This is a genomic window from Nostoc sp. DSM 114167, assembly GCF_052692655.1.
The window spans coordinates 7148935-7175300 of sequence record NZ_CP195116.1; the positions used below are offsets into that span (position 1 = coordinate 7148935).

The window sequence follows — 26366 nt, forward strand, 5'->3', positions numbered from 1 at the left end:
CTTCGCCAATGCCCAATACTTCGACTTGGCTCAGTACAAGTGCCCAATGCCCCATGCCCCTTACTTATCTTCCTGCATATTTCTCACAATTCTTGTCACGAGTTTTCTAGGTACAAATCTGACGCTTTTTGCCAGGAGTTTATTCATAAAACCAGGAATGACAATGGTTTTGCCCTTCATTAAGCCGTGAAAACCAATTTCGGCTACTGTTCGTGCATCCATCATCTTTTTGCCCTTGAGCAACTTAGAGTCAGCCATCCCGGTTCTTTCGTGAAAGCCAGATTCTGTTGAACCTGGGCAAAGAACTGTCACAGTGACACCTGTACCTTCTAATTCATTAGCGATCGCTTCCGAAAAAGATAAGATATAAGCTTTAGTAGCAAAATAAACCGCCATTAAAGGCCCAGGTTGAAAAGCAGCAGCCGAGGCGACGTTTAAGATTTTGCCTTCACCTTGCTTTACCATGTGCTTCACGAATAGCTTAGTTAAATGGGTGAGACACACCAAATTTACCTGTAGCATTTCCAATTCAGTCGCTAAGTCTGTTTCATGAAATAATCCATAGATACCAAACCCAGCATTATTTACTAGCACATCAACATTAATATTGGCGAGTTGCAACTCTGTGAAAATTTCTTCAGGAGCCGTTGAAATAGATAAATCCTTGACAATAGTTTTGACAAGATTTCCAAATTTTTTTTGGAATTTACCTGCAATTTCTACAAGCTTTAACCCGTTTCTGTCTACTAAGACCAGATTGTAATCATGAGCAGCAAAAATACATGCTAATTCATAGCCAATACCACCGGCTGCTCCAGTAATAAGAGCAGTTTTTTTGCTCTGACCTTGATGTGTTGTGTTCATGTAAGAATATTGGTGAATTCAACTTGATGAAGCTGCGTTGCATTTACAGTGATTCTCGTTCTACAATTAAGTACGCGTAATATCTGAGCCGACGATAAACGTCTTGAGTTATTACCCTTTCAAATGCTTGTGTGATGCGTTAGATAGATGTAGCATTCTAAACGCAAATTTAGGATTTATGCATCTAAGAATTTGAGCATTAAAGAAGTTACGTTATTTTATACTGCTAGTATGGGCTTTTGATTACTCACAAAAACCAGCAGTTAAAATAAAACTTTTATGCCCGACATTAACCATTCTATCCTCGATTGCTTCTGTCAAGAGGTGAATACTAAAAATTTACATTATTGAGCATAAAAAAACAGGGCAATTATATTGCCACTGTTAGTATATGTGTTGTTGCTGGCATCTGGAATATTGGCTATTCAGTAATACTGTGTTGTAAAAAACATGAGCTAAAAAATATATTGTAGGATGTGTTACGGTTTCTATAACGCACCGCAAGTATCAGGGATAGTGCATTACCTTGCTAACACATCCTACGCAATTTGTGAATTACTAAGCGAGATTCAAGAAACCACTTTGAATCAAGTAAGCGGTATAAGTCATAAACAATTGAGAATCAATTGGAGGACAAGCAATAGAACTACCCGCCAATGCATGAAGAGTATCTTGGCAGCTAATATGGGGTCTTCTAGCTTGTAAATACAAATCAGGAATAGTCAGTTGTTCATCAGACCAACGTTCCAGCAAAAATGGCCGCAGAGTGTACAACGGATTGTCCGCAGAAGTCACATTGTTGATTAACTCAGATTGCCATTTTTCATAAGGAATCATTTCAACTGAATAACCAAATGAGCGTATCCACTCAACTAGTATTTTCAAAGAAACAGGTTGGGGATGTTGTAAATTAAAAGCTTTACCTATGGATTCTTTTTGGCGTGATAGATAAACGATCGCTTTACTTACATAGTCCACGGGTGACATATCCAACATATAATCTACATCAGGGAAATATCCCATTTGTAGACAGCCCTTGGTCATCAGATTGATAAAGTCATGGGTGTTACAAATGCCTGTTTTGCTATCACCTGAAATCAGTGGTGGTCTGTGAATAGTTACAGGAAGTCCACGGTCACGAGCAATTTTAACTAACTTTTCAGCTACCCATTTTGTTTGTGAGTAACCAAGATAAATACCTTCCCAATGATTGAATTCATCCTGCTCTTTAACAACCTTACCAGCATAAGCTGTGGATTCAAAAACAGCAACACTAGAAACGTAATGTACAGGCTTGACTTTAATTTGACAAGCTAATCTCAAAACTTCTTGAGTGCCTAAAACATTGGCTGCCTTCAGTGCTGAGTATGGAAAAACATAATTCAACAAAGCACCGCTATGATAAATAGTATCAATATTGGTAGCTAAAATTTGAAACTGTTCAGAGCCAACACCTAACAATGGCAGAGATAAATCGCCGACAACCGGAATAATTCTAGACTTAAATTCTTCTTGCCAAATTGCATACTGTTCCAAATTATTTTGGAGTTTGCTTTTGCCTTCTTCGCCATTAGCAGCACGCACTAAGCAATAGATATCGGCATTGGTTTCTTGTAGCAATTCCCGGATGAGAAAAGCTCCTAAAAAACCTGTTCCTCCAGTGATAAAGATATTTTTGGGTTCACCCACAAGCACATTAGATGCAGCACCGGGATGGATTGTGGGGTCAAGAACAGCCTCAGCACCTAAATCTAGAATTGAGGGTGCAGTGTTGGCATTAGAAGCTACTACCTTTGTATCTTGAACTGGTGAACCTTCTTGTACTTCTTCAGCTAAACGCTGTGAAAGAGCTTCAATATTTGGGTAATGCCACAGCAATAACGGAGATGGTTGAAATCCTAGCAATTTTTCTAAGTTACTGACTAGAATCATTGCTTGGGCTGAATCCAACCCATAGTTTTCTAAATGTTCTGTGACATCTATTTCATCAGTTGCAACTCCTAGCAACTTAGCTAAGTTAGACACCAAAAATATTTGAATATCGTCTGCTGTGAAAGACTGTTTTATAGTCATTTTTAAATCTCCAACAATGATGTAGAACGAACTGGGTGATATTGACTGTAATAATCGGAAGCTTGTAGTCCTTGAATTTTCAAATTTTGGACACGGTACAAAAAGGCTGCACCAGTCATAATTTGATTAGCAACATCAACTACACCACGATTATTTGGTTCAGATAAATAAGAACCGCGTACCCAGTCATTGAAACCGCCCATTGCCGGGCCACACCAAATTTGATAATCTACTTCTCTACCTTTTTCACCAGAACTAGACCAACGGGAAGATAATCCTAGATACCAACGGAAAATCAACGCCATTTTTAGTTTAGGATTATTGACTGCTTTCCCAAGTTTTTCAGGATTCTTTTGGGATAAATAAGCCGCAGTTCCTTCCCATACTTCAGCAATAGTTTTGCGAAAAACTTGTTTTTCTAATTTCTCTCTTTCTGCCAAAGGAATCTCTTCAATGGAATCATAAGCGCGGTAGAGTTCAAATAATTTCTGCGCTCGCATGGGGAACATTGTACCCCGTTTGAGAACTTGCAATTTGACTCCCATTTCAAACATATCTGCTGCTGGAGCCATTATCATATCAGCCATTTCTGCTTGGGCTAGTAACTTTTTGGTATGTTCACAAGCCCCAGATTCAACACATGATTGATTAATGGAACCAGTCATTACATAAGCAGCACCCATCATAAAGGCTGCTAATGCTGATTGTGGTGTCCCAATTCCGCCTGCTACGCCGATTCTAATGGGTGTTTGGTAATGATATTGTGCTTGAATTTCATCCCGCAAGGCAATAATAGAAGGTAACACACAAACCAGGGGACGGTTATCTGTATGACCTCCAGAATCAGCCTCGACGGTAATATCATCAGCCATTGGAATTTTAGCTGCAAGGGTTGCTTGTAACTCAGTAATTAATCCTTGTTGAAGAAGTTCTTTGAGGATTCTGGCGGGTGCTGGTTGCAGAAATTTAGTCGCAACTTCTCGCCGAGAAATTTTGGCAATGATTTTATTTTTGATTTCAATTTGATTGCTGCTATTTAAGCTCAATCCAGCAACACGGTAATAAACGATGTTGGGTGTCAAGTCGAGAAATGCAGATGCCTCTACTGTTCTTACTTGATATTTGAGGTATAAATCTACAGCGCGGCGTTCAATCGCAGGTTCATTAGGGCTGTGGATTAGATTAAATGCGTAAGGCCCTTGAGGTAAGGCTTGTTGAATGCGATTTATGGCTGCTTCTAAACGTTCTGGAGTTAAACCACCTGCACCAAATGAGCTTAAAATTTGCTCTTTTCCTAGTGCAATTACCATTTCTTCAGAAGCTATTCCGCCAGCCATTGCGCCGGTAACGTAGGCATATTTGACTCCATAAGAGGAGAGAAAATTTGGGTCGCCAAATTGTTGAATGCGGATTGGGGCTGCAAATGTTAAGAGTTCTACTTGTGCTGTTGTGCCATTATCACCAGGGGATAAATAGCCCTCGTTGGTGACACCGATTTTTCCGGCAACTTTCACGATGTAGCAGGGTTTATTTAATACCATCAATTTATCTTTGATGGTTTGTTTCTCGAAAGATACTGTTTCTAAAGAACCTTTCCAAACTTGGTTTTTGTTATGAGACCAAGTGGAGAAGTTAAGGCCATTATCGTGTTTACTTAGTACCGTATCTACGGTTGTCACGGTAGTTATCCCTCGGATTACAAGCAATGGATGGTAAAAGTGAAACTCTGTTAACGAACCGCAGAGGCGCAGAGGGCACAGAGTAAGAGAGTAATACCAATTCTCTAGGAGATGCACGTAATAATTTTTAAACGAACCGCAAAGGACGCAAAGGACGCGAAGGAAGAGATAAGTTAAGAATTAAGCGGTGCAAGTTGAGAGAGAATTGGTATGAGATATTAAGATTCGTCGTTAAGTAAGTTTTGGGCGCAAGCTAGTTGCAATTGAATGATTTCGCTCATTTGCTGACTGTAATCTTGTCTAGCTTGTAAGAAGGCTGTGTGTGCTTTAGTTATCTTTGAATTATTAGCATTTAGCTTTTGATACTGGGTCTTATTTAAATCGAACATGCTGATGATGCTACTAATTTTTTTAGTTCTGACGGGTGGAGAAAAAACAGGAGTTGGCTGTCTAATTGCGCTTGACTCAGAAGATTGTAATTGTTCTCTCGGTTCAAAAACGTTATCAATGATATTTTTCGGTTTTACTTCTTCTGTCTGAAGCAAGATGTTAGGGGAATGACTTTCTTGTTGGGTTATGTGGTTGGAAGTGTTAAGAAAATCTGTGATTTCAGTTTGTTGGATATTAGGTATATCTGGATGCTGTATTTTGAAGCGTTCGCCCTTGGCGTTGGCGAAGCCATCGCACTTAATATCCTCAACTAAATTTTCAACAGTTTTACGATTTTCTTCACTCAAAATTGTAGCAGCGATCGCTTTCCCACCCAAGGTAACTGTTCTCAATGTTGCTTTGTTTGAATTAGCAGTGTCTTGGACTTTGCTATACAGTGGTGATAAATCCACATTCACCTGATGGCTGAGTAGTTTTGCTAATGCTTTGACCATTGAAGCATGGTCATCCATCCCTCTACGATTTAGAGAGACTGTGATATGTTCTTTGTCGCCGAGAATTTTATCAATCCATCGCGAACAAACACTACCAGCGCCCGCTTCTAGAAATATTTTGACTCCATCGCCGTAGACACGATTAACTAATTGCGGAAAATCAAGTTCTTGGCACAATCCTTTAGCGATATTGTGAGCAATAGTATCTCTTTCAAGTGCAACTGGTTGATAATCGGCGGCAGAATAAAACACAATCCCAGGAAGATTTTGTGATGGTAAGCTGTTTACCTTCTTGATTTCCTCGTACTGCGATCGCATCGCTTCACAATGTATCACATGGTCGAAGGGAGCAGGGAAATAATTGCAACCTAGAGTTGTAATTACTCGCTTACAGGCTGCATCATCACCAGCAATTAATACTTCTTCTGGTGTGTTGATTTGAGTTAAGTAGACGCGATTCTCTTGTTTCAGGCATTCTCTAACTTGAGATGGAGTAGCCATGAGAACATAAGTATTCCAAAAATTGTTGTTTGGTGAATCTGTTAATCCCCAATATTCACGTACAGCATTTTTCGGCCCAGATAATTTATCGCCAAATAAAGGTGATGAGTTTAAGGTGTTACTTCCGCCCTCAAAATTACTCCAAACCCCTTGGGCAACCATCATGCTAGTTTCACCCAAGCTATACCCAAATACAGATTGTGGCTTGACTTTAAAATCATCTCGGAAAATTGCTGTCATGTATCTAGCAAAGGCGATTTCACTTTCAAACATTGCTAGTGAATCATCTAACAATTGCTTTTCGAGAGTTTCTAGTTGCCTAGTTGTCAATTTAGGTAAACTTCTGGGATAAACTAACTTTTCAACATCGGCTGCCCGGTTGTAGAGATTGTTACTTTTTAAATCCTCGAAGACTTTCGGAAATAAGCGAAAAACAGTCCGACCAATGCCAATATAAGAATTGACTGCGGCGGGATAAACGTAAGCAACTGTTCCAGTTTTACCTAATGGTTTCGCTGTGAAATAACTACCTATTGGTGTTTGCCAATCTGTTCCTTTTTCAAAGGCATTATTTACACCTTTGCGGGCAGATTCAATTTCTTTGAGTAGTTCTTTTGTGTTACGTCCGGTGATTGATAAGACGTATTTCGGCTCAGAATGCTGTTGAAAGGTAGCGAATGTTTGGCTGGCGGTAGCTGATAAAGAAAAACTAGCTTCGATAGATTTTTGGAGATGGTTAAGTAAATCTGGTATATTGGAGCGATCGCTAACTGCTATCGGAAACAAATGAAAAGGCATTTGTTGCAAATATCTGTTGTCGCGCTCCTCTTGGCTGGGTTCCTCCGATAAGATTAAATGGGCGTAACTCCCATCTATACCCAAGCTATTAATTGCTGCTATTCTGCGTGTGCCGCCTTTATCGACAAACCAAGGTCTTGATTCCATTGCCACATAGAAAGGACTACCTGACCATACTTGCGGTGTTTTGACACCAGACCATTTTGGTGTGGCGGGAATATACCTGTAATAAAGACAGAGAGCGGTTTTGATTAAGCTAGCAATTCCCGATGCTGTGTAGGTGTGGCCGATATTGGCTTTGACGCTACCTAATGCACAGTGCAGACCATTGCCCACTTTCGGATAAGCTTGGAGTAAACCTGTGATTTCAGCTTCATCCTCCTGGAGAACGCCACTACCGAAGACTTCCACATAGTTAACTTCTGTGGGTTGAATCTCTGCCATCTGGAAAGCTTGTTTGCAGACATTGCTGATAGCTGAAGCATCAGGTTTTACCAAAGCGTCACTCAAAGTAGAATTACCTTGTGCGAAACTCATAGCATCAATTACTGCATAGATGCGTTCATTATCTTCCTTAGCAGCTTCGTAACGCTTGAGGACAACAGCACCCGCACCTTCCCCAACCGTCCAGCCATTAGCTTGTTGGTCGTAACCCAACGTATTTACACCTGTATTAATTGGCGCAAATTGGCTGCGGAACAAGACATTTTCCACACCACCGGCTAAATCTACTGCACCAACAACTACCGCGTCTACTTCTCCCGTAGCGAGTAGCATTTGGGCAACTTCCAACGCTTTCAGGGCAGAATTTTCGCCAGCGCTGACAGTGAATGCAGGGCCAGTGAAATTCCATAAAGCCGAAATCCGACTCGCCATAATGTTGGCGATGTGACTCACATATTCGCCGATTTCTACTGGTTGGTGAATGCTATCTTTGACGATGGTTTCTAGTTGGGAAAGCTGTTCATCAGGTAGAGAAATTCCTTGGTTGAGTAAGCCATCCTTAACTTGCCAAGACAAATTCCATCTTTGCTGTAGCTGATGCACAGAGAATTCTGTCTCGGCGGCAACAATCACAGCCACATTGCCACCCTCCTGTAGTTTCGCATCTTTGACGGCGCGATCGCTAACCTTCAGGAGCAATAATTGTTGCGGGTTTAACTTGTCTATTTCATTCGGTGGGATTTTGCACGATAAAGTATCGATTTCAAAATCTTTGATATATGCCCCTACTGGTGCTTTTCCATCTGGTAAACCGTACTCTTTCAAAACATTTTCTTGATTTTCTATCCCATGCCATCTTTGAGGCGGTAGAGAAGTAAAATGTTGTGTGCCATCATAAATGCTGCGTTCAAAAGCATCTAAACCATTACAGTTACCAAAAAAGGCATCCATGCCGACAATGGCGACTTTGGTAGGAGGAATAGGTGGAGTTGATTCAACTGATTCTGTAGTATTTCCTTGTTCTAAAATCAGATGAGAATTAGTGCCGCCAAAACCAAAAGCGCTAATAGCTGCCCGTTTAATTGGTGCGTTATTATTGGGCCATGTTGTAGCTGTTCTAACAATTTTGTCGGCGTAAATTGTACCATTTTCTGATGTTAAAGGTTCCGAAACATTCATGGTTGCTGGAATTATACCATGAGACATACTCAAAATCACTTTAGTCAAGCCAACCATGCCAGCAGCAGTTAGCAAGTGACCAGTATTTGCCTTAGCAGAACCCACCAGAGGCGCAGCTTGATTTTGACCAAAGAATGTTTCTATGGAGTTAAATTCGGTTGTATCTCCTAGTAATGTGCCGGTGGCGTGACACTCTAGATAATCGATGGTTTTGGGACTAACTTTTGCCTCATTATAGGCTCGTTCAAAAGCTAGAATTTGCCCTTTAGGGTTCGGACTAAGTAGGTGCTTACCTTTGCCATCATTTGAGAGTCCATTACCGCAAATGGTAGCGAGAATACGATCGCCATCTCTAACGGCATCAGAATATCTTTTCAGCATTACCATCCCAACACCATCGGCGGGAATTAGCCCTCTAGAGGATTTATCTAAGGGGCGGCTAATGCCGTTTTCTGCATATCCTTGAACACCGGAAAATAACATCCGCACAAATAGCGAATCTGCACAACTGATGGCTCCAGCTAACATCACATCTGCTTTGTGTGACCATAAGTAATGAGATGCTAGTTTAATCGCATAAAATGAAGAAGAACAAGCAGCATCCAGACATAAATTAATCTGAGATAGTGATAATGCTTGAGCAACGATAGATGCTGGTAAACCAGATATCATCGCATTGTATAAAGATACTTTGGTAGCATTTGGGACAGCTAAATTAAAGTCTTCATACTGCAAAAGTTCTTTGACAGCAGGATTAATAGCTTGCTGGTAAATTGGCGAGAATAATTGATTAGATAATTTTGTCGGGAATGATAAATTACCTAAAATTACGCCGCATTTTTCCAGAACAGTTTGATTACCCCAATAACCACTTTGTACGATTGCTTGTTTAGCGGCATACAATGACCATTTGAAAGTGTTATCTAAACCAGCAACAAATTCTGATGGTAGATTGTATTCAGATGGATTAAACTCGAAGTTGCGGATGTATCCGCCTTTGAGTGAATAAGTTTTGTCTGGTGTACCTTTAACTGGATTGTAAAAGATTGTCGGATCTACTCCGATTTCTTCGACGGTTGCAGAGGATGTCGAATCTTTTTGATTAACGATGTTTTGCCAGTATTCTTCAGGATTTTTAGCATCGGGGAATAGGCATGATAATGCGATGATGGCTATTTTTTCCACGATTTATATGCTCCGAGTTTGGGTATTTAGCAAGAGATAATTAAAAAGCAGGATTTACGCTGTTCCCCAAACTTTGAACGAGGCTAGTTATAGCAATCCTAAGATTAAGCTAGCTTTGATAGTTTGCAGTAAAGACTTTATTGCTTAGTACAAGATTTCTAGCGAACTCTCTGCGAACCTTTGCGTTTCCCTTTGCGAACCTTTGCGTTTAAATTTAAACCCTCAATTCTACACGAATTTACGCAAAGCTATACTTGTAAAATAACAATAAAAGTCCTTACTACGAACTTTAAAATTGACCGATTACTAGCTTCTGAGCATTTTCATTGACCAAATAATGGCATGAGCGCCGAGCATTCGCGAATAGATTTTACCTTGGCGGTCGTGTATGATAAAGTTGGCGATCGCACTACTTGGTGTCTTAGATAGTACTTCACAAGAAACGTAAAATGTTTCGTTATGTGGTATCGCTTCAAACTGTTCAAATTTTTCCACTTTTCCAGGTAAACAACCTTCTTGATGAAAGTGTTGTGTCCAAATCCATAAGGCGTGCATACTCAAGTCAGTTGTGTAAGGATTTACCCATTGGACGGGGAATTGTCCTTGTTGCTGTGGTGTGAGTTCTGGCCAAAGACATTCTGTAGTGATTTTTTCAGGGCTGATATTTAAAACTCTCTTAACTTCTTGAAAAGCGGGGCCATGAAATAATGTCGCCCCACCATTTTGGTAAAAAGCTTTTCCTGTCGCGGTGATGATATTATCTGGTTCGAGATTGAGAGATTCATAGATGGGTGCAACTGGGATTTCTCGCTGGAGATTAAGTTGAGCGCTAAAATGAAAATGGATTCTCCCTTCAAGGTTTTTACTCGAAATTTTGGCTTTAAATTCGATTCGTTCGAGATTAACTTTAGAAATTTCTTCAATTTCTAAAATATGTTCTTTCGCTAATGTTTCATTGAAAGTAATCCCCTTCAAAACTTTGAAATCTTGATAATTAAACAACCGATAACCGGGATATAATTGTTCAGAAGCATTGATAATCCAAGTCATTGCACAAGTTGCTGGTAAAACTGGAGAACCAGCAATGGTATGATCGTGTAAAAATGGATTAGCCTCCAATGTCATTTGGCGACGAATACGATAAGTTCGTAATTCTGAATCTAGCTCTGTAGCCATTGGAACTAGTGGGCTACCAATAACAACTTGTGAGATTGCATAGTTGGCATTATCCATTTCTTTAACAAGCATTTGTGCGCCGACAGCAATGGGAATTATGTCAATTTTTCGCTCTTGAAAAATCTTCTTTAATTCTGCTGTCACCATCCCACTATCCCAAGCGCCCCAGTTGATAGCGACTACGTGACATGAGGGATAACTTTGCTTAAATATATGGGCTGATTTGTTCAGAATTTCATTTGCGATCGCATAATCAGATTGTCCAGGATTTCCGTAAAAGCCTGTTACTGAAGAAAACAAAACTAAATGCTGAAGTTGACTAGGGTTGACGCAAGCCAGCAGGTTTTCTAAACCTTGAACTTTAGCAGTGTAAACTTTTTCAAAATCTTCTTCTGTTTTCTTTTCAATTAACTTATCAGCTAAGTTTCCCGCGCCGTGGATGATTCCGGTAATTGGGCCGAGATGTTGCACAGCAGTGGCAAGTTTTTCTTGTAAAGCTTGCGTATCTGTAACATCGACACTGATGTATTCTGCTTTAGCTCCGGTTTTTTCAATTGCTGCTAGAGTCTTTTTAATTTCGCGGCTGGAGGTAATTTTGTTATATATTTTTTGTACATTCATGGGTGTGGGCTTCTCTCCTTGAGAAAGAAGATTTTCCATGATGCATTTTTTCAATGCGGATTCATCAGAATTTTGAGCATAATCTGGCTCGGTTTCTAATAGTTCGGAGCGACCGAGGAGGATGAATTTGCAGGGTTGCTGTTGGGCTAATCTGATAGTACACTCAGCCGTAATCCCTTTTGCACCGCCGCTCACGACAAAGACAGATGATGGACTAAGCTGGGCTGTTTGTGTCATAAATCCTCGTGAATACCTGCATAAATTGGGTTTTGATGTGTAACTTATTCTTGAAACCCCACTTCTATTCCTCTCCTCCACAGGGCTACGGTGTACACACAAGTTTGAAGTAGCTGATTAACCAGGGTTTTACCCCACCCTAACCCTCCCCTTGTAAAGGGGAGGGAACTAGATTTCATGTTTCCCCCCTTTACAAGGGGGGATTAAGGGGGGTAATTCGACTTGTGTGTTCGCCAAGGCTTTGATTCTTACTCCCCTTCCCTTGTAGGGAAGGGGTTGGGGGTTAGGTTCGAGAGAAAGTTGCACACGGCGTTAATTAACTTTTTAATCGGCGATAATCGTGACTCGTCCTTGTGAACCGTAGCCAACTTCACTTATATAAAGGTTGGGGTCGTGAAGTTCGGCGATGATGTTTTGTACTGATTGTTTAGCATCAAGTCTGGGGCTTAGGTCGATCGCACGAGTAAACACCTTTGGCCATTCCCATCTCAGAGTTTTGGTTAATCCAAACAAACCAGCACCAATCGCACCGAAGTTGACTTTGTACTCTAAGCCGAAGGCTCCATCAAGGTGAGCAACTGTGCAGAAACAACTACGTCCATGCTTTGCAGCTTCGTTGAGGGAGGGTTTGAGGTGTTTCGCCATCAAAAATACGTGCTTGACGATCGCCTTTTCTGATTCGTTATAGGAAATACTCCCGGTGTGATTTCCTACAAACATCGGATGTAAGTGGATGAAGGCTCCAATCGCTCCGCAATGAGATGCGATCGCTTGCAATTGTTGTTGAAGATGTTCTTCACTCAAGTTTGCTAAGGTGACGCGGGTTACTCCTGTGGGTAAAGGCGCTTGTTGGGCGATCAGCGATTGGGGGAAGCTGATAACTACTACTTTCCAGCCTTTCTCGATTAGGGATTCAGTTAATTTATAAGTGGTGAGGGAACCATCATCGGTGATTAAACCGATGTGTCCCTCTGGTAAAGTGAAATCCAAATAATCGGGTTGTGCTAGGCTTCTGAGTTTGACAGGATGGCGCTGGATATTATGCTCTAGTTCATGTTCTAATTGGGGTGGCTGCTGTTGGACAAACTCAGGCTCAGACTTTTTTTTTTCACCTCCAGCCAACTGCTGTAGGTAATCAACTATTTGACCGATGGTGCGGAGGTCGCCGAGTTCTTCGATATTTGGCTTGGGTAAGTTGGGGTACATTTCTTGCATCGCCCCTAAAATTTCTACCCGTTTGATGGAATCAATCCCTAAATCGGCTTCCATGTCCATTTCCAGTTCCAGCATCTCGACTGGATAGCCAGTTTTATCGCTGGTGATAGCTAACAGAGTTTCACCTAAGTTTGCAAATTCATCACTTATAGCGGTAGCAACTTCTGGTTCTGGAGTGAATGCAACAACTACGCTTGGTTCTGGTGCAACAACTACCTCAACTACTGGTACAGTCTCTACTGGAACATCGGCTGCTTGTTGTACTTCGTGAACTGCAATTTCTACAGTAATACTTTTGGAAGCGTGAGATTGCAGATACTCGACAACTTGACCGATGGTGCGTTTTTCTGACAGTTCTTCTAAATTAGGCTTGGGTAAGTTAGGGTACATCTCTTGTAGCGCCCCTAAGATTTCCACCCGTTTGATAGAGTCAATTCCTAAATCCGCTTCCATGTCCATGTCCATTTCCAGCATCTCGACTGGGTAGCCGGTCTTGTCGCTGGTGATGGCTAACAGGTTTTTATCCAAGTCAACAATATCGATGGTTGCGCCAGGTACAGGTGCAGCAGTTGTAGGTGCTGGCTCTGGGGTGAATGCAACAACGTTGTTGACTGGAGGTGAGCTAATTTTGACTACAACTTCAGGTTGGGGTTCCACTTCTGGAACAGGTGGCTCGGCTATAGGCTCTACTGTCTCGACAGTGGGGAAGTGCGGTGTGGGCAGTAGAGACGCGATCGATCGCGTCTCTTGGGATACAGGAGTTTCAACTACAGGCTCTACAACAGGCGGCAGAGGTTCTTGGGTAACTGTTGAGCCATTTTTAGCTACAGGCTCAGTTACAGGCAAAGGCTGGCTTTCTACTATCTTGGTAGTAGCGGGTACTGGTGCATCACTAACAGTTGTTTCTGTTGTGAACGGAGTGAAATTACTTATCTCTGTTAGTTGGGTTGCTCCCTCACCAGAGATGATTTGAGAATATTCTTGCTGTATGAGTTGGAAAAAGTTTTTGGTATATTCCAACTGCTCTTGAAGATATTGCTCATGGATGCGTAGGGTTTCACCTTGTTGGGAATGAAACTGCATCATGCTACGCTCTAAGCTTTCCATGACAACTAGCTTCATTTTGGCAGTTTCGGCTGTTGATTTACTTTCACTCAACAAAGAATTCTGCTGCTGCATCAGTTGGAAAAATGCTTTAGCGTATTCCATTTGATGGTTGAGATAAGTACCGTGAACTTGTAAATTCTCAGCTTGATTTTCCTGGAACTGTGTCAGGAGATATTCTAAACTTGCTAAAAGTTGTTCGTAATTTGTAAGCTTTTCTGGTGTTGGTTGCATCTTAGATTCCTGGGCTGGTTGTGACAGGGTAACAGGATTCATCTGTTGCTCTGGCTGGGTGATGATATTAGATGTCACACCGTTCATGGCTGGGGTGGATTTTTTATGTCCGTTAGTCTCAATTACAGTCAGAGGTGGAGTTACACCTGGGCTGCTAAATAAAGGAACCGCATCAGGATATTCAGGGGTGGGTAATGTGACTTTATGCCCATCCTGCAAAGCGAGAGCGAAGGCATTTTTCGTTTTTTCGGATCTGTAGTTTATCCCATTTAAACGGACATTTAATGTCTTCTTTGTCTCAATTGGGGGGATGGTTTGGGGAAGTTGGTAAGGATCGAGGTTATTCAAAGCCAAACCAATCACCCGCAACTGCACAACTGCTTCTCGCAAAGAGCGATCGCTATTCTTTTGAGTGCTGGGGTTCAAAGATACGGTAATATGTGGGCGATCGCCAAGAATCTCTTTCACCAAGTTGCTAAGAATTCTCCTCGGCCCAAATTCCACAAAGCAAGTACCACCCGCCGCATAGATATTTTCAATTTCCTGCTTAAACAGCACTGAATTAGAAAGGTGCGTTTCCAGGATTTTTTGAATACCTTGGGCTTCCTTGGGATACTGCTTACTGGTAACGTTGCTGTAAACTGGGATTTTCGGACTTTGGAATTTGACAGACTTAGTAGCGATCGCAAAGGATTTCTGAGCAAAGGCAATTAGCGGTGTATGGAACGCTGCTGAAACAGGTAGCAATACAGCTGTATATCCTTTCTCATGTAAAGCCTCTTTGACTCTCGCTATTTCTGCGGTCGGCCCAGCCAAGACAAATTGAGTTGGAGAATTTTGATTAGCGATCGCAACTTGCGGAAAATGTCTCAGCACTGCTTCCACTTTGCTGATGTCTTCTTTGACAGCCAACATACTACCCGCATCATGATCCGGATCTTCGGGTGCAGCCATTGCTTGACCCCTAGCTTTCACCAAGAACAAGTAATCTTCTGTACTCAAAACCCCCGCAGCCCATAGCGCTGTCAGTTCACCAAAGCTGTGACCGGCAACAAAATCTGACTTAAACCCAGCTTGTTGCAGGATGCTGTACATCCCTGCACTCAACACCCCGATGGCTGGTTGAGCGTATTCTGTGCGTTGTAAGGCAGCAATTTGGACATTTTTTTCTGCCTCTCCAAACACAGGATGAGGAAAAACGATTTCTGAAAGCGGCTGCAAATTATCTTTGAGCAACAGGCTATCCATATAACCATGCAGACGGCGCATCAAAGGAAAATTCATCACCAGTTCGCGTCCCATCTCCAAGTATTGCGAACCTTGACCAGAAAATAGAGAGACAACTTTTCCACCCAATTCCATACCAGAGGAACGATAATAAATCCCTTGGGGATGCTCCCAAGATGCTGCTGTTCCTTTGAGTTTCAACCAGTCAATGCTAGTTTGCAGCAACTTGCAGGCTTCTTCGAGATTCTCAGCGACAAACCCAAATCGGGGAGCAGAGAGGGGAATCTGTTGTGATTTGCACTCATTGACTAATTGCCCGTAATATGCGGGTGCATCTGGCAATCGCAACTTATCTAAAATCTCTTCCGATTTGCTCAACAATTGCTCTACTGTGGGAGCAAACAACAGCACTTCACTAGCACCACTATGTAAGCGGTAAGCAGCGTTTTGGTCGGCTTCATATTCTTCCAAAACAACGTGATAGTTGGTTCCACCAAATCCAAAGGAACTGACACCTGCGCGTCTTGGTGCTTCCCCTTCTGGACGAATCCAAGGTCTAGTTTCGGTATTCAAATAAAAGGATGAATTTTTAATGTTGAGTTTGGGGTTAGGCTCGGTGATGTTAATTGTCGGCGGTAATACTTTATGATGTAAAGCCAAAGCAGTTTTAATCAAACTCGCCGCACCCGCAGCCGCTTTTGTGTGTCCGATTTGCGATTTCACACTACCCAAAGCGATATGCTGCTTTTTGCGATCGTGTTCATCAAAGAAGTCTTTTAAAGAACCGAATTCTGTCGGATCTCCAGCCATTGTACCAGTGCCGTGTGCTTCCATTAAACCAACGGTAGCGGGAGAGAAGCCGGCATCTTCATAAGCGCGTTCTAAAGCTTTAACTTGGCCTTCTTTGCGGGGAGCATAAATGCTCTTATAACGCCCATCGCTAGAAGTACCAATACCTTTAATTACGGCATATATTTTATCGTTGTCCCGTTCAGCATCTTCCAACCGTTTAAGGACAAGCATAGCGATACCTTCACCCAACATCATCCCATCAGATTTAGCATCGAAAGGTTTGACATTTTCACTAGGAGAAACCGCCGGTGTTTTGCTGAACGAGATGTAAGCCATGATGGTGTTGTCGGTATCAACGCCACCAGTCAGCATCATGTCAGAACGATGCTCAACTAGTTCGCTAATTGCCATTTTTAAAGCACCGAAGGAACTAGCGCAAGCGGCATCAACTACGCAGTTCATCCCGCCAAAATTCAGGCGATTAGCAATTCGTCCGGCGACTACGTTAGCTAACATTCCAGGGAAAGCGTTCTCATCCCATTTCACGTAAGCGCTTTTGATTTTATCAACGATTTTTTGGGTATCTTCATCGGATAAACCACTGCTTTTGAGTGCTTTTTCCCAAATCGGATATTCCAATCTCGCCGAAAGTGGCATTCCTAATTGCTTGGCCATAGCCACGCCTAAGATTACCCCAACCATCTCGCGGTTAAATTCACGGTTTTCGCCATAACCTGCATCTTCCATCGCTTCTTTTGCAACTACTAAACTTAATAGTTGCGATACATCTGTGACTTCTAAAATGCTGGGTGGTATGCCGAATTCCATCGGGTTAAAATCTACCTCTGGAAGAAACCCACCTCTTTTACAATAGGTTTTATCTTCAGTAGTTCTCGGATTCGGATCGTAATAATCTTCGACGCTCCAGTGAGTGGAAGGAACATCAGTAATACAGTCAATTTTGTTTACTATATTTTGCCAGTATTCCCGCAAATTTCTGGCTTGAGGCAATAGAGAAGCCATCCCAACAATGGCGATAGGATTGTGTTGTAATTGTCTGTTAATTTTGTTAATTGACACTGATTTATCTGATTTATCTGACTTCATGTTTTTTTCCTCTATAGACCTCATCACAGCCTTTTCACAATTATTGATAAGGCTCTCTAACTCCGCTAAGGCAGTATCAATTGAATAAGCAGACATAGGGCATAGTTAGTACTGTGGATTGTGTAGCTACAGTAATTCTGTTGCCTACTAAATAATGAAAATCTCTCGTCTTGTAAGCAGCTAGCTATCTTATCTGTGCTAAATGCTTTTCTCCAAATCGACACCACACGACACATACTGCCTTCATAAAGCCTTAGATTTATAGGCGATTTTGGCACACTGCGTAGGCGTAGCCCGCACTTCGACTTGGCTCAGTGACCATCGTAGACATCGCGAAAAAATGTTATCCAACGCTAGACTCTTGATATTGTGACAATAGGTCGATGACGTTGTTAAAACTGGTAAAATAGTCTTGGAGTGTAATAGCTGCTTGACCAGTGAATTCAATCCATTTGTAATAGTAGAGATTTTGAGCAATGGTATCCTACTGGAGCGAGGAAAACTGAGGAGTAGCTAAGGAAACAGAAACGTTTTTTCACTCGAAACCGTTTGATTATCTAGCCTAAACACAGCCACATAGCTGGTGTTAATAAAAACGTTCTGTATCTCAATCAATATCATAGCTAGTTGTAACCGTCCAGGATAATATATTTTATGGTATATAACCCAGTAAAGTTGACAAGTTCGTTACAGAAAAGACACCGCCTTTTATCCGAGTTTATGCAAGTTGAAAAAGTAATTAAACGATCTCTAGGTAATGACAACGCAGTTATTTTTAGTTATTTTTAATTTAAAAATATTAATTAAATAACTAGTTTCTATAACCACTTTAAAGCATTGAATTAATAAAAACACTAGCATACTTTACAGAAACTAAATCATTCCTTTAAACTTATTTTATAAACAACCATATACTCTTACTGATAGAAATTTTGAATAAATTTAGCATAAAAGTATAATCTATAACTAAATAAATATGTGAAAAATTTTGTTATCTATGGGTTAAACATAAATATGCTCTTGGTTAAGTTAACACTACAAATCTGTTGTCTAATAAGTAAAAATTCAATGAATACATAGATAAAGCCAATAACTATAAGTATTATTTTTCAGAGAAGCATCATAATTGAGTCAAAGTTTTTGGTTATTTTTTAATATAAGTCAAGTTAAGAAGCAAAGTGGTTATTTATAAAGCAAATATTAATTTTAAGTATGTTGCTAGATAAACATAATATGAGTTAAATGAATTTTCAGTAAACAGTCAACTTAAGCAAAGCTCAGGTTTTGCATCTTATCTATCACTGACACGATCTGCAATCAATAACAGGGCTAATAGCTTAAGTAAGGGCAATTCATCAATTACCCCTACTAGAAATCGCTAGAATAATGTCTTATATTACACAACCTTGATAATAATAATCTGTTAGTAATATCAAATCTGCTTAATAACCAACTATTTATACGTATTCAATTGCTAGACAATAGATTAGCGATTGGTACACTTTTTCAGCACCTCATCTGATTGTGATGAAATATTTTAGTGAGAGAATCAGGACTTATGCAAATTCAATGAGTTGACAAAAATCAACTTTTAGTCCATACTTGATAACAAGTTTATCCAGGTTTTGATATCATTTTTATTAGCGCTTGGTTGTTCTTGAAAGTTAAGTTTGCTGGCTAGCGCTATTGTATTTTACGCTACGAGATTAGATGACAAATTAGGATATAACTTAGGAAGCTTTGAAGTAACACGCCATTAATTTTCACGCCAAAATACTAAGTTTGGGCGGTAAAAGCGTACAACAATTCATATAAAACCAATTTAGAACCATCCACTCGAACGAGGTAGAAAACCTAGAGGAAAAGCCCTCTTGGTAATTTGCGGATGAGTCTATTCTAATTGACTAAATATAACCAGGATATTCTCTAAAAAAGCAGAATTGGAATGAAAATATGGCAGTAAATAAAGAAAGTCGATTATTCAGAAAACCCGTAGGCCGATCGCAAGTAATTTTAGCAGCTTCTCTGACTTTAGCGGCTGGATTAATCGCTTTCTATAGTTTGACACCCTATTGGTCTAAACCCAAAGTTGTGACATCGCCAGCAAATTCTCCCAAAGCTGCTGCTCCTGCGAAAGTTGCTGTGACAGCCTTAGGACGCTTGGAGCCAGAAGGCGAAGTTACTACTTTGACTGCTCCTACATCTAATAATGGGGTGCGAGTAGATAGACTGTTGGTGAAAGAAGGAGATGCGGTTAAAGCAGGGCAATTACTGGCCTATCTCGAAAATTATGGTCGTTCTAAAACCGCATTGCAACAGGCTATAGACCAACTCCAAGTTGCCAAAGCTAAACTAGCGCAGGTGAAATCTGGAGGTAAAACGGGAGATGTTGATGCTCAAAAGGCTGTAATTGCTCGTTTAGAGCCACAATATAAAGGAGACGTTGCGACACAACAGGCGACAATTGACCGCATCCAAGCGGAAGTAGACAACGCTCAAGCCGAGAATAATCGTTATCAGCAATTATATAGACAAGGTGCGATCGCGGCTTCTGTAGCAGATAGCAAAGCTTTGCAACTAAAAACTACACAACAGCAGCTAACAGAAGCCCAAGCCACCCTCAAGCGAACTCAAGACACATTCCAAGAACAACGCAAACAAGCACAAGCGCAACTCAAAAGTATCAGTGAAGTGCGTAGCGTAGATGTTCAAGTTGCACAAACCGAAGTCAATAGCGCCACAACTGCTGTTCAACAAGCAAAAGCCGACTTGGATTTAAGTTACATCAAATCTCCCATAAATGGCAAAATTTTGAAAATTCACGCCAAAACCGGAGAAGTAATTAGTACCACCAGAGGATTTGCTGAGATAGGTAAGACATCTCAAATGTATGTGATTGCAGAGGTGTATCAAACCGATGTTCAAAAAGTGCGTGTAGGACAAAAAGCTACCATTACCAGCACTGCATTTCCTGGAACAATAAAAGGAACTGTAAAAGAAATTGGTTGGCAAGTTGATAAACAAAGCATCTTTAGCCTCAACCCTGGTTCAGATACAGACCGCAGAATAGTGGAAGTGAAAATCTCCATTGATAATCCCGCCGACAGTGAAAAGGTCGCTCGTTTCACTAACTTACAAGTCGATGTCGCCATTCATATTTAGTCATTGAACATGGGGCATAGAGCATTGGTCATTAACCAATGACAAATGACAAATGACAAATGACAAATAATAAATAAATCCATGATTTTCAAAATTCCTTTAGCATGGCTACAGCTAGCCCAGCAAAAAGTTCGTTTATTAGTAGCTGTAGCCGGAATTGGCTTTATTGTGCTGCTAATGTTTGTGCAACTTGGTTTTCAAGATGCCCTCTACTCCAGTGCAACCGCAGTCCATCAGAATCTCAAGGGAGATTTATTTTTAGTTAGTTCGCAATATAAATCTTTGACCTCAAATCAAAGCTTTTCGCGGACTCGTTTATATCAATCTCTGGGATTTGATGGCGTAGAGTCAGTTAGTCCCATGTATTTGCAATTTGCCAAACTGAAAAATCCGGCTACTAGTGAAAAATATTCAATATATGTTATTGGTTTCGATCCAGGTAGACCTGTGATGAATCTTCCAGAAGTTGAGAAAAATTTAGATAAACTCAAAATTCCCGATGTTGTGCTTTTTGACCGAGGTTCTCGCCCAGAGTTTGGTCCAATAGCTGAAAAATTTAATGCGGGAGAGACTGCACAAACAATTGAAATATTTCCCTTCAACTCATTAATTGGTTATCGAGTGAGAATTGGTGGCTTATTCACATTAGGGCCTTCCTTTGGGGTAGATGGAAATTTACTTGTTAGTGACTCAACTTTTTTGCGGATAAATCCCAATACTCGTCCGGCAGATATGATAGATATCGGTTTGATTTCACTAAAACCTGGTGCTAATGCCGAAAAAGTCCTGAAAAATTTACAGGCAAATTTGCCTAGTGATGTCCAAGTTTTTACCCGCCAAGGCTTCATTGATTTTGAAAAAAACTATTGGGCTGTTAGAACACCTATTGGTTTTATTCTTAATTTGATGTTGACAATGGCTGCGGTTGTTGGTGTGGTTATTGTTTATCAAATTCTTTACAGCAATATTGCTACCCAATTTGTTGCTTACGCCACTTTAAAAGCCATAGGTTATGCCAATAGCTATTTATTAAATGTGGTATTTCAGCAAGCTTTAATTTTAGCAATTTTAGGCTATATCCCAGGATTTCTTACTTCTGTATTGTTGTATAGTTTTGCAGCAGAAGCAACTAAACTACCAATAGTTATGACCACTAATAATGCAGTGATTGTCTTAACTTCAACAGTCTTAATGTGTATAACATCAGGAGCGCTTGCTATCAATAAACTTCGCTCCGCAGATCCGGGAGAGATTTTCTAGCTACTTGGTAGCAAAATAATTTAATTATTTTGCCACGATCTAAACTGATAGCTAAGTATTAGTGCAGCCTCTCCACAGAAAAATTCTTCTTATACAAAGTTTAGATTTTAGATGAAAAGTATTTACCAATATTTAAATGTGGTATTACTTAAAGTCTTTTATCTAACAAATCAAATTCACCTATTTAACAATAATTTCGATTTTATGAACCTCAAAGACAAAACTCTCCTAATTACCGGGATTAATGAATTTGTCGGTTTGCGTACAGCCGAGTTAGCCATAGCGCAAGGGATGAAGGTTCGTGGACTACAAAGTTCTACAGAACAGAACAAACAATTACAGAATTTAGGTGTAGAGGTAATTATTGGTAGTATCACCGATTCTACTATTGCTCAAAAGGCTTGTCAGGGAGTAGATATCGTTTTACATACAGAGCAAATTGCTGAAGAAGCTGGTGCAATTAAGCATTTTCGTGATGTGAATGTTGGCGGTACTGTCAATATGGCTAAAGCTGCTAAACAAGCTGGTGTCAAAACATTTGTGCATTTATCTAGTGTGATGGTTTACGGTTTTAACTATCCTGATGGTGTTACAGAATCCGGCCCACTCTCTGGCGAAAATAATCCCTACTGTCAAACGAAAATCGAAGCCGAAACAGCACTTCTAGAACTGAATAATCCGTCAGATTTTGGCATCATCATTATTCGAGCCGGAGATGTTTATGGTCCTGGAAGTATTCCCTGGATAGTCAGACCAATTCTGATGATGCGCCAAAAATTATTTGCTTGCGCCAATGATGCTAAAGGAGTAATCAATCATGTATATATAGATAACCTGATTGATGGCATCTTTCTCGCGATAGAAAAAGAAATCTACGGTGAAATATTTAATATCACTGATGGACAAGAAACTTCGTGGAAAGAGTATTTTATGCGTTTAGCAGCAATGGAAAATTTGCAAGCACCTCTTTCATTATCAAAAGATGAAATCAAATTGTTTCTAAAGCTACGCGTTCAAGGGCAAAAACTTTTTCGGAAAAAAGTTGATATTTTACCAGAGTCCATAGATTTTATGACTCGTCCCTATGCTTGTTCCATTGCCAAAGCCCAAAATCTATTAAATTACAAACCAGTAGTTGACCTAGAATTAGGTATGCAGCAAACACATGAATGGCTGCAAAAAACAGATATTCAAAGCTTGGTGAAATAGTTCACATATTTTTGAGAATTCAGGAGTCAGGAGCCATAATGGGCTAAACGCCCCGCTATCGCTAACAGAATGATTGCAAAATGAAGAAGCTAGAAGACTCTTGATTTACTTAAAATGATTCAGCTTGGTATCAAAGTATTCTAAATTCTGACTCCTGAATTCTGACTTCTGAATTCTTGCATTGCATCTACCTAACTACAATTAAGCAGAAAATAATCCACAGATTTTCCGAATACTTGTTTTCTATGAGTAGCAATCAGCCACGATTGAGCATCGGATTACCTGTATACAATGGTGAAAAATTTCTCAAAGAAGCCATAGAATCACTTTTGGCTCAGACCTTTGAAGATTTTGAACTTATTATTTCAGATAACGCATCGACAGATAAAACGGAAGAAATTTGTAGAGCTTATGCCGAGCAAGACCAACGTATTTGTTACTACCGCAATGACACGAATATCGGTTGTGCTGGTAACTTTAATCGCGTCTTGAAACTGTCTTCGGGTGAGTATTTTAAATGGGCAGCTCATGACGATCTACATTCTCCAGATTTTATCAAGAAGTGTGTCGAGGTGCTTGACCAAGATCCTACGATAATCTTGTGTCACTCCCAGGCATATTTCATTGATGAACAGGGGAATTTTATCCAAAATTACGATATCAAAGTCAAGGCCGATGCACTAAAACCGCAGGAGCGTTTTCACGAATTGCTGACCAAGCATTTATGCAATCAATGTTACGGGGTAATTCGCGCTAGTGCTTTGAAAAAGATACCGCCTATGGGTGGTTACGGTAATGCAGATGGAATTCTTTTGTTAAGACTTGGTATTCTTGGTAGGTTTTATGAAATCCCTGAATACCTGTTTTTCTTCAGAAGTCATCCGCAACAATCAATGAGTATGTTCTTTCCCCATTATTTGTTGTTAACAAATACAAATCAAAAATCATTCTTGAGTATGCTCCCCGATTTTTATGGGTATACAGTGTGGTTTGATTCAGCAAAGAAAGGACAAATTTTATTCCCACATTGGAGAATAATCTGGGAGTACATACTCTCTATATGGCGTAGCCCCCTGAGTTGGAATGAGCGGCTATGTTGTCATAGAAGTTTACAACAGCAGTTAAAAGGGACAGAATATCTTTTACTGAAAGATTTGCTAAGTGTGGTGCAAGTACTTTGGAAAGATTGGAAAACAGCATTCATTAAAGAAGAGCAAGTCATTCTTTGAAAGAATCAGTTCACAAATCAAAGCTGACTAACGCGGCTTTCTATCAGCCCCAAAATCACTTATCCTAATTACAAAATTATGCTGAAACGATCTCAACTATCTCATGTTTTGCTTGCTACTTTAGTGAGCATCAGCTTTGCTAAAACAGTGAACGCAGAGCCAACTGCAACACTTAATGTTGTAGTAAATGGAATACATCACCAAAAAGGTGAGATTTGCTTTCGAGTTTATGCAAGTGAAAAAGGATTTCCAATGAGTAGTGCTAGTGAAGCTCAAAGTGGCTGCGCTAAGATTACTGGCAGTTCTGTAACAAAAAAATTCTCCGGTTTGAAACCTGGAACTTATGCTGTCGCTGTGGTTGACGATCAAAATGGCGATCGCAAACTAAATAAAGACTTTTTCGGTATTCCCAAAGAAGGTTTTGGGATTTCCAAAAATCCAACTGTGTCCATACAAACAGGTACACCAAAGTTCCGTGATGCCAGTTTTGTTGTCAACAAAAATACAACAGTGACCATCATCATGAAATATTCACTGGATTCGTAAAGGGAATGGGGAGTGGGGAAGAAGCAGGGGAGCAGGGGGAGAATAAAAATTACCTCTTTCTCCTCTGCTCCCTGCTCCCTGCCCCTTGTCCTCTTTCCAATGCCCAATCCCCAATCCCCAATTTCCAATCCATTATTCTGTCGGAGATTAAAAATTTAATGGAAGATTTGGCAATATTTCTGTCTAAGTCTTTGATGGGTTGGCTGGTTATTCAGGTGTGTTTTACGCTTGTCTTTATATGGTATCTGCGCTCGTCTAAAAAAAACTTATTGCCAGACGATCAGCTACCCAAAACAGCAGTAATTCTTTGCTTACGCGGAGCCGATCCGTTTTTGCCTAGATGTTTGCGATCGCTCCTAAATCAAAACTATCCACAGTATGATTTAAAGTTGATCGTTGATAGTCACGAAGATCCTGCTTGGAAAATTGCTAGTGAAACCATCACTGAGCAAGAAGCAACCAATGTTCAAATCAGCCCTTTGAGAATAGTACGCAACAGTTGTAGTCTCAAATGCAGTTCTTTAATCCAAGCTGTCCGGGAGTTGGACGACTCTTACAAGGTGGTTGCTTTAGTCGATGCTGATACTATAGTTCATCTGAATTGGCTTAGAGAATTAGTCAGTCCTCTAGGGGATGCGAAAGTAGGCGCAACAACCGGTAATCGTTGGTACGTACCAACAGGTAGCTATTGGGGTTCTTTAGTGCGGTACGTCGGCAATGTCTCTACAGTAGTGCAAATGTTTATCTTCCAGATTCCTTGGGGTGGAACTTTGGCTGTGAAAACAGAAGTGCTTCGCCAAACAGAACTGCTAGATAAGTGGGGACAAGCTTTAGGCGAAGATTTTATGATGCACGACATCCTGAAAAAACATGGTTTCCAGGTAAAGTTTGTGCCTTCGCTGTTAATAGTCAATCGTGAAGAGACTGATTTATTCAACTTAATAGACTATCTCAAGCGCCTTATCCTTTTTTCTCGACTGTATCATCCTCGTTGGTTGGCTCTTGTAAGTGAAGCTGTTTCTAGCATTTTGTTTCCGACTCTACTAAGCGTGTTAGTTCTAGAGTCGCTGTTAGAGGCAAAATGGGAAGCTGCGGCTCTGTTGTTAGTCTGCTATGGAGTTTACACTGTCGGATTACTCTTGATAATGCTGGTGTTGGAATTAGAGATACAGCGAGTAGTTCGCTCTAACGATCAAGCGATCGCCAAATTATCAGCTACTACAATTATCAAAATGTTGATTGGGATTCCGTTGACACAGTGGGTTTATGGGTTAGCGATGCTATCATCCCTGTGGACATCAACAGTCACCTGGCGCGGTGTCAGCTATCGAGTTCAAGGGCCTTGGAATGTCCGCTTGGTGGAATATCGCCCTTATCAATGGTTGGATCAACCGATTAATAGCAAGGTTTCTCTTTGAATTAAATCGCTAAATATCAACTAGGGCATGAAAGTTATTACACTAAACATTCCCTAGTCTTCAAATTGTATTATCTTATATTTAGTAGAACTATATTAGCTATAACCCTTGTAAAAATATACGTTTTTACTTGTTGATTACCAAAACGTATTGACATTTTTGGCAAGGGTTTAGACAAATATATTAAGGGGAATTTTGACTTAGCAGTTTGGATGTTTTGAT

General features: G+C 40.5%; 12 protein-coding genes and 1 pseudogene. 6 read left to right on the forward strand and 7 right to left on the reverse strand.

Annotation, left to right across the window (positions count from 1 at the left end; genetic code table 11):
* Positions 1-60: 60 nt before the first annotated feature.
* From NSTC731_RS30115 to NSTC731_RS30145, 7 genes and pseudogenes are all read right to left on the reverse strand, one after another.
* Entirely contained in the window at positions 61-864 is an 804-nt protein-coding gene (locus NSTC731_RS30115; protein WP_445628148.1) for an SDR family NAD(P)-dependent oxidoreductase, read from the reverse strand.
* A gap of 558 nt (positions 865-1422) precedes the next feature.
* The gene (locus tag NSTC731_RS30120) at positions 1423-2937 is read right to left on the reverse strand and encodes a thioester reductase domain-containing protein (RefSeq protein WP_445628149.1); all 1515 of its coding nucleotides are present in this window, start codon (positions 2935-2937) and stop codon (positions 1423-1425) included.
* A 2-nt stretch (positions 2938-2939) separates the two neighbouring features.
* A complete protein-coding gene (locus NSTC731_RS30125) occupies positions 2940-4616 on the reverse strand; it encodes a PfaD family polyunsaturated fatty acid/polyketide biosynthesis protein (protein WP_445628150.1) in 1677 nt (558 codons plus the stop codon).
* A 218-nt stretch (positions 4617-4834) separates the two neighbouring features.
* A complete protein-coding gene (locus tag NSTC731_RS30130) occupies positions 4835-9607 on the reverse strand; it encodes a PfaB family protein (protein ID WP_445628151.1) in 4773 nt (1590 codons plus the stop codon).
* A 306-nt stretch (positions 9608-9913) separates the two neighbouring features.
* Complete coding sequence (locus NSTC731_RS30135; protein WP_445628152.1) at positions 9914-11641, reverse strand: SDR family NAD(P)-dependent oxidoreductase; 1728 nt, start codon at positions 11639-11641, stop codon at positions 9914-9916.
* Positions 11642-11965: 324 nt separating this feature from the next.
* Positions 11966-17416, reverse strand: a complete 5451-nt coding sequence (locus NSTC731_RS30140; RefSeq protein ID WP_445628153.1) for a beta-ketoacyl synthase N-terminal-like domain-containing protein — start codon at positions 17414-17416, stop codon at positions 11966-11968.
* Between the two features lie 247 nt (positions 17417-17663).
* Positions 17664-17941: pseudogene (locus tag NSTC731_RS30145) on the reverse strand (hypothetical protein).
* A 1332-nt stretch (positions 17942-19273) separates the two neighbouring features.
* Between NSTC731_RS30145 and NSTC731_RS30150 the strand changes: the two are divergent.
* The 6 genes from NSTC731_RS30150 to NSTC731_RS30175 all read left to right on the forward strand — a co-directional run bounded on the left by NSTC731_RS30150 (position 19274) and on the right by NSTC731_RS30175 (position 26144).
* The gene (locus NSTC731_RS30150) at positions 19274-20482 is read left to right on the forward strand and encodes an ABC exporter membrane fusion protein (protein ID WP_445628154.1); all 1209 of its coding nucleotides are present in this window, start codon (positions 19274-19276) and stop codon (positions 20480-20482) included.
* 81 nt (positions 20483-20563) lie between these two features.
* Positions 20564-21742, forward strand: a complete 1179-nt coding sequence (gene devC / locus NSTC731_RS30155) for an ABC transporter permease DevC (RefSeq protein WP_445628155.1) — start codon at positions 20564-20566, stop codon at positions 21740-21742.
* A 204-nt stretch (positions 21743-21946) separates the two neighbouring features.
* Positions 21947-22951 (forward strand): NAD-dependent epimerase/dehydratase family protein, encoded by a 1005-nt coding sequence (locus tag NSTC731_RS30160; protein WP_445632210.1) that lies wholly within the window; start codon positions 21947-21949, stop codon positions 22949-22951.
* Positions 22952-23196: 245 nt separating this feature from the next.
* On the forward strand, positions 23197-24180 hold the full coding sequence (locus NSTC731_RS30165) for a glycosyltransferase family 2 protein (RefSeq protein WP_445628156.1): 984 nt from the start codon (positions 23197-23199) through the stop codon (positions 24178-24180).
* 78 nt (positions 24181-24258) lie between these two features.
* The gene (locus NSTC731_RS30170) at positions 24259-24726 is read left to right on the forward strand and encodes a DUF2141 domain-containing protein (RefSeq protein WP_445628157.1); all 468 of its coding nucleotides are present in this window, start codon (positions 24259-24261) and stop codon (positions 24724-24726) included.
* A gap of 158 nt (positions 24727-24884) precedes the next feature.
* Positions 24885-26144, forward strand: coding sequence for a glycosyltransferase (locus tag NSTC731_RS30175; RefSeq protein WP_445628158.1), 1260 nt, complete (start codon positions 24885-24887; stop codon positions 26142-26144).
* The last annotated feature ends 222 nt before the right edge of the window (positions 26145-26366 follow it).

Excerpts from the sequence above, each read along its gene's own strand:
- NSTC731_RS30140 (WP_445628153.1), bottom strand. The coding sequence starts at position 17,416 with ATGTCTGCTTATTCAATTGATACTGCCTTAGCGGAGTTAGAGAGCCTT.
- NSTC731_RS30150 (WP_445628154.1), top strand. The coding sequence starts at position 19,274 with ATGGCAGTAAATAAAGAAAGTCGATTATTCAGAAAACCCGTAGGCCGA.
- NSTC731_RS30170 (WP_445628157.1), top strand. The coding sequence starts at position 24,259 with ATGCTGAAACGATCTCAACTATCTCATGTTTTGCTTGCTACTTTAGTG.
- NSTC731_RS30115 (WP_445628148.1), bottom strand. The coding sequence starts at position 864 with ATGAACACAACACATCAAGGTCAGAGCAAAAAAACTGCTCTTATTACT.
- devC (WP_445628155.1), top strand. The coding sequence starts at position 20,564 with ATGATTTTCAAAATTCCTTTAGCATGGCTACAGCTAGCCCAGCAAAAA.
- NSTC731_RS30160 (WP_445632210.1), top strand. The coding sequence starts at position 21,947 with ATGAACCTCAAAGACAAAACTCTCCTAATTACCGGGATTAATGAATTT.
- NSTC731_RS30175 (WP_445628158.1), top strand. The coding sequence starts at position 24,885 with ATGGAAGATTTGGCAATATTTCTGTCTAAGTCTTTGATGGGTTGGCTG.
- NSTC731_RS30165 (WP_445628156.1), top strand. The coding sequence starts at position 23,197 with ATGAGTAGCAATCAGCCACGATTGAGCATCGGATTACCTGTATACAAT.
- NSTC731_RS30120 (WP_445628149.1), bottom strand. The coding sequence starts at position 2,937 with ATGACTATAAAACAGTCTTTCACAGCAGACGATATTCAAATATTTTTG.
- NSTC731_RS30135 (WP_445628152.1), bottom strand. The coding sequence starts at position 11,641 with ATGACACAAACAGCCCAGCTTAGTCCATCATCTGTCTTTGTCGTGAGC.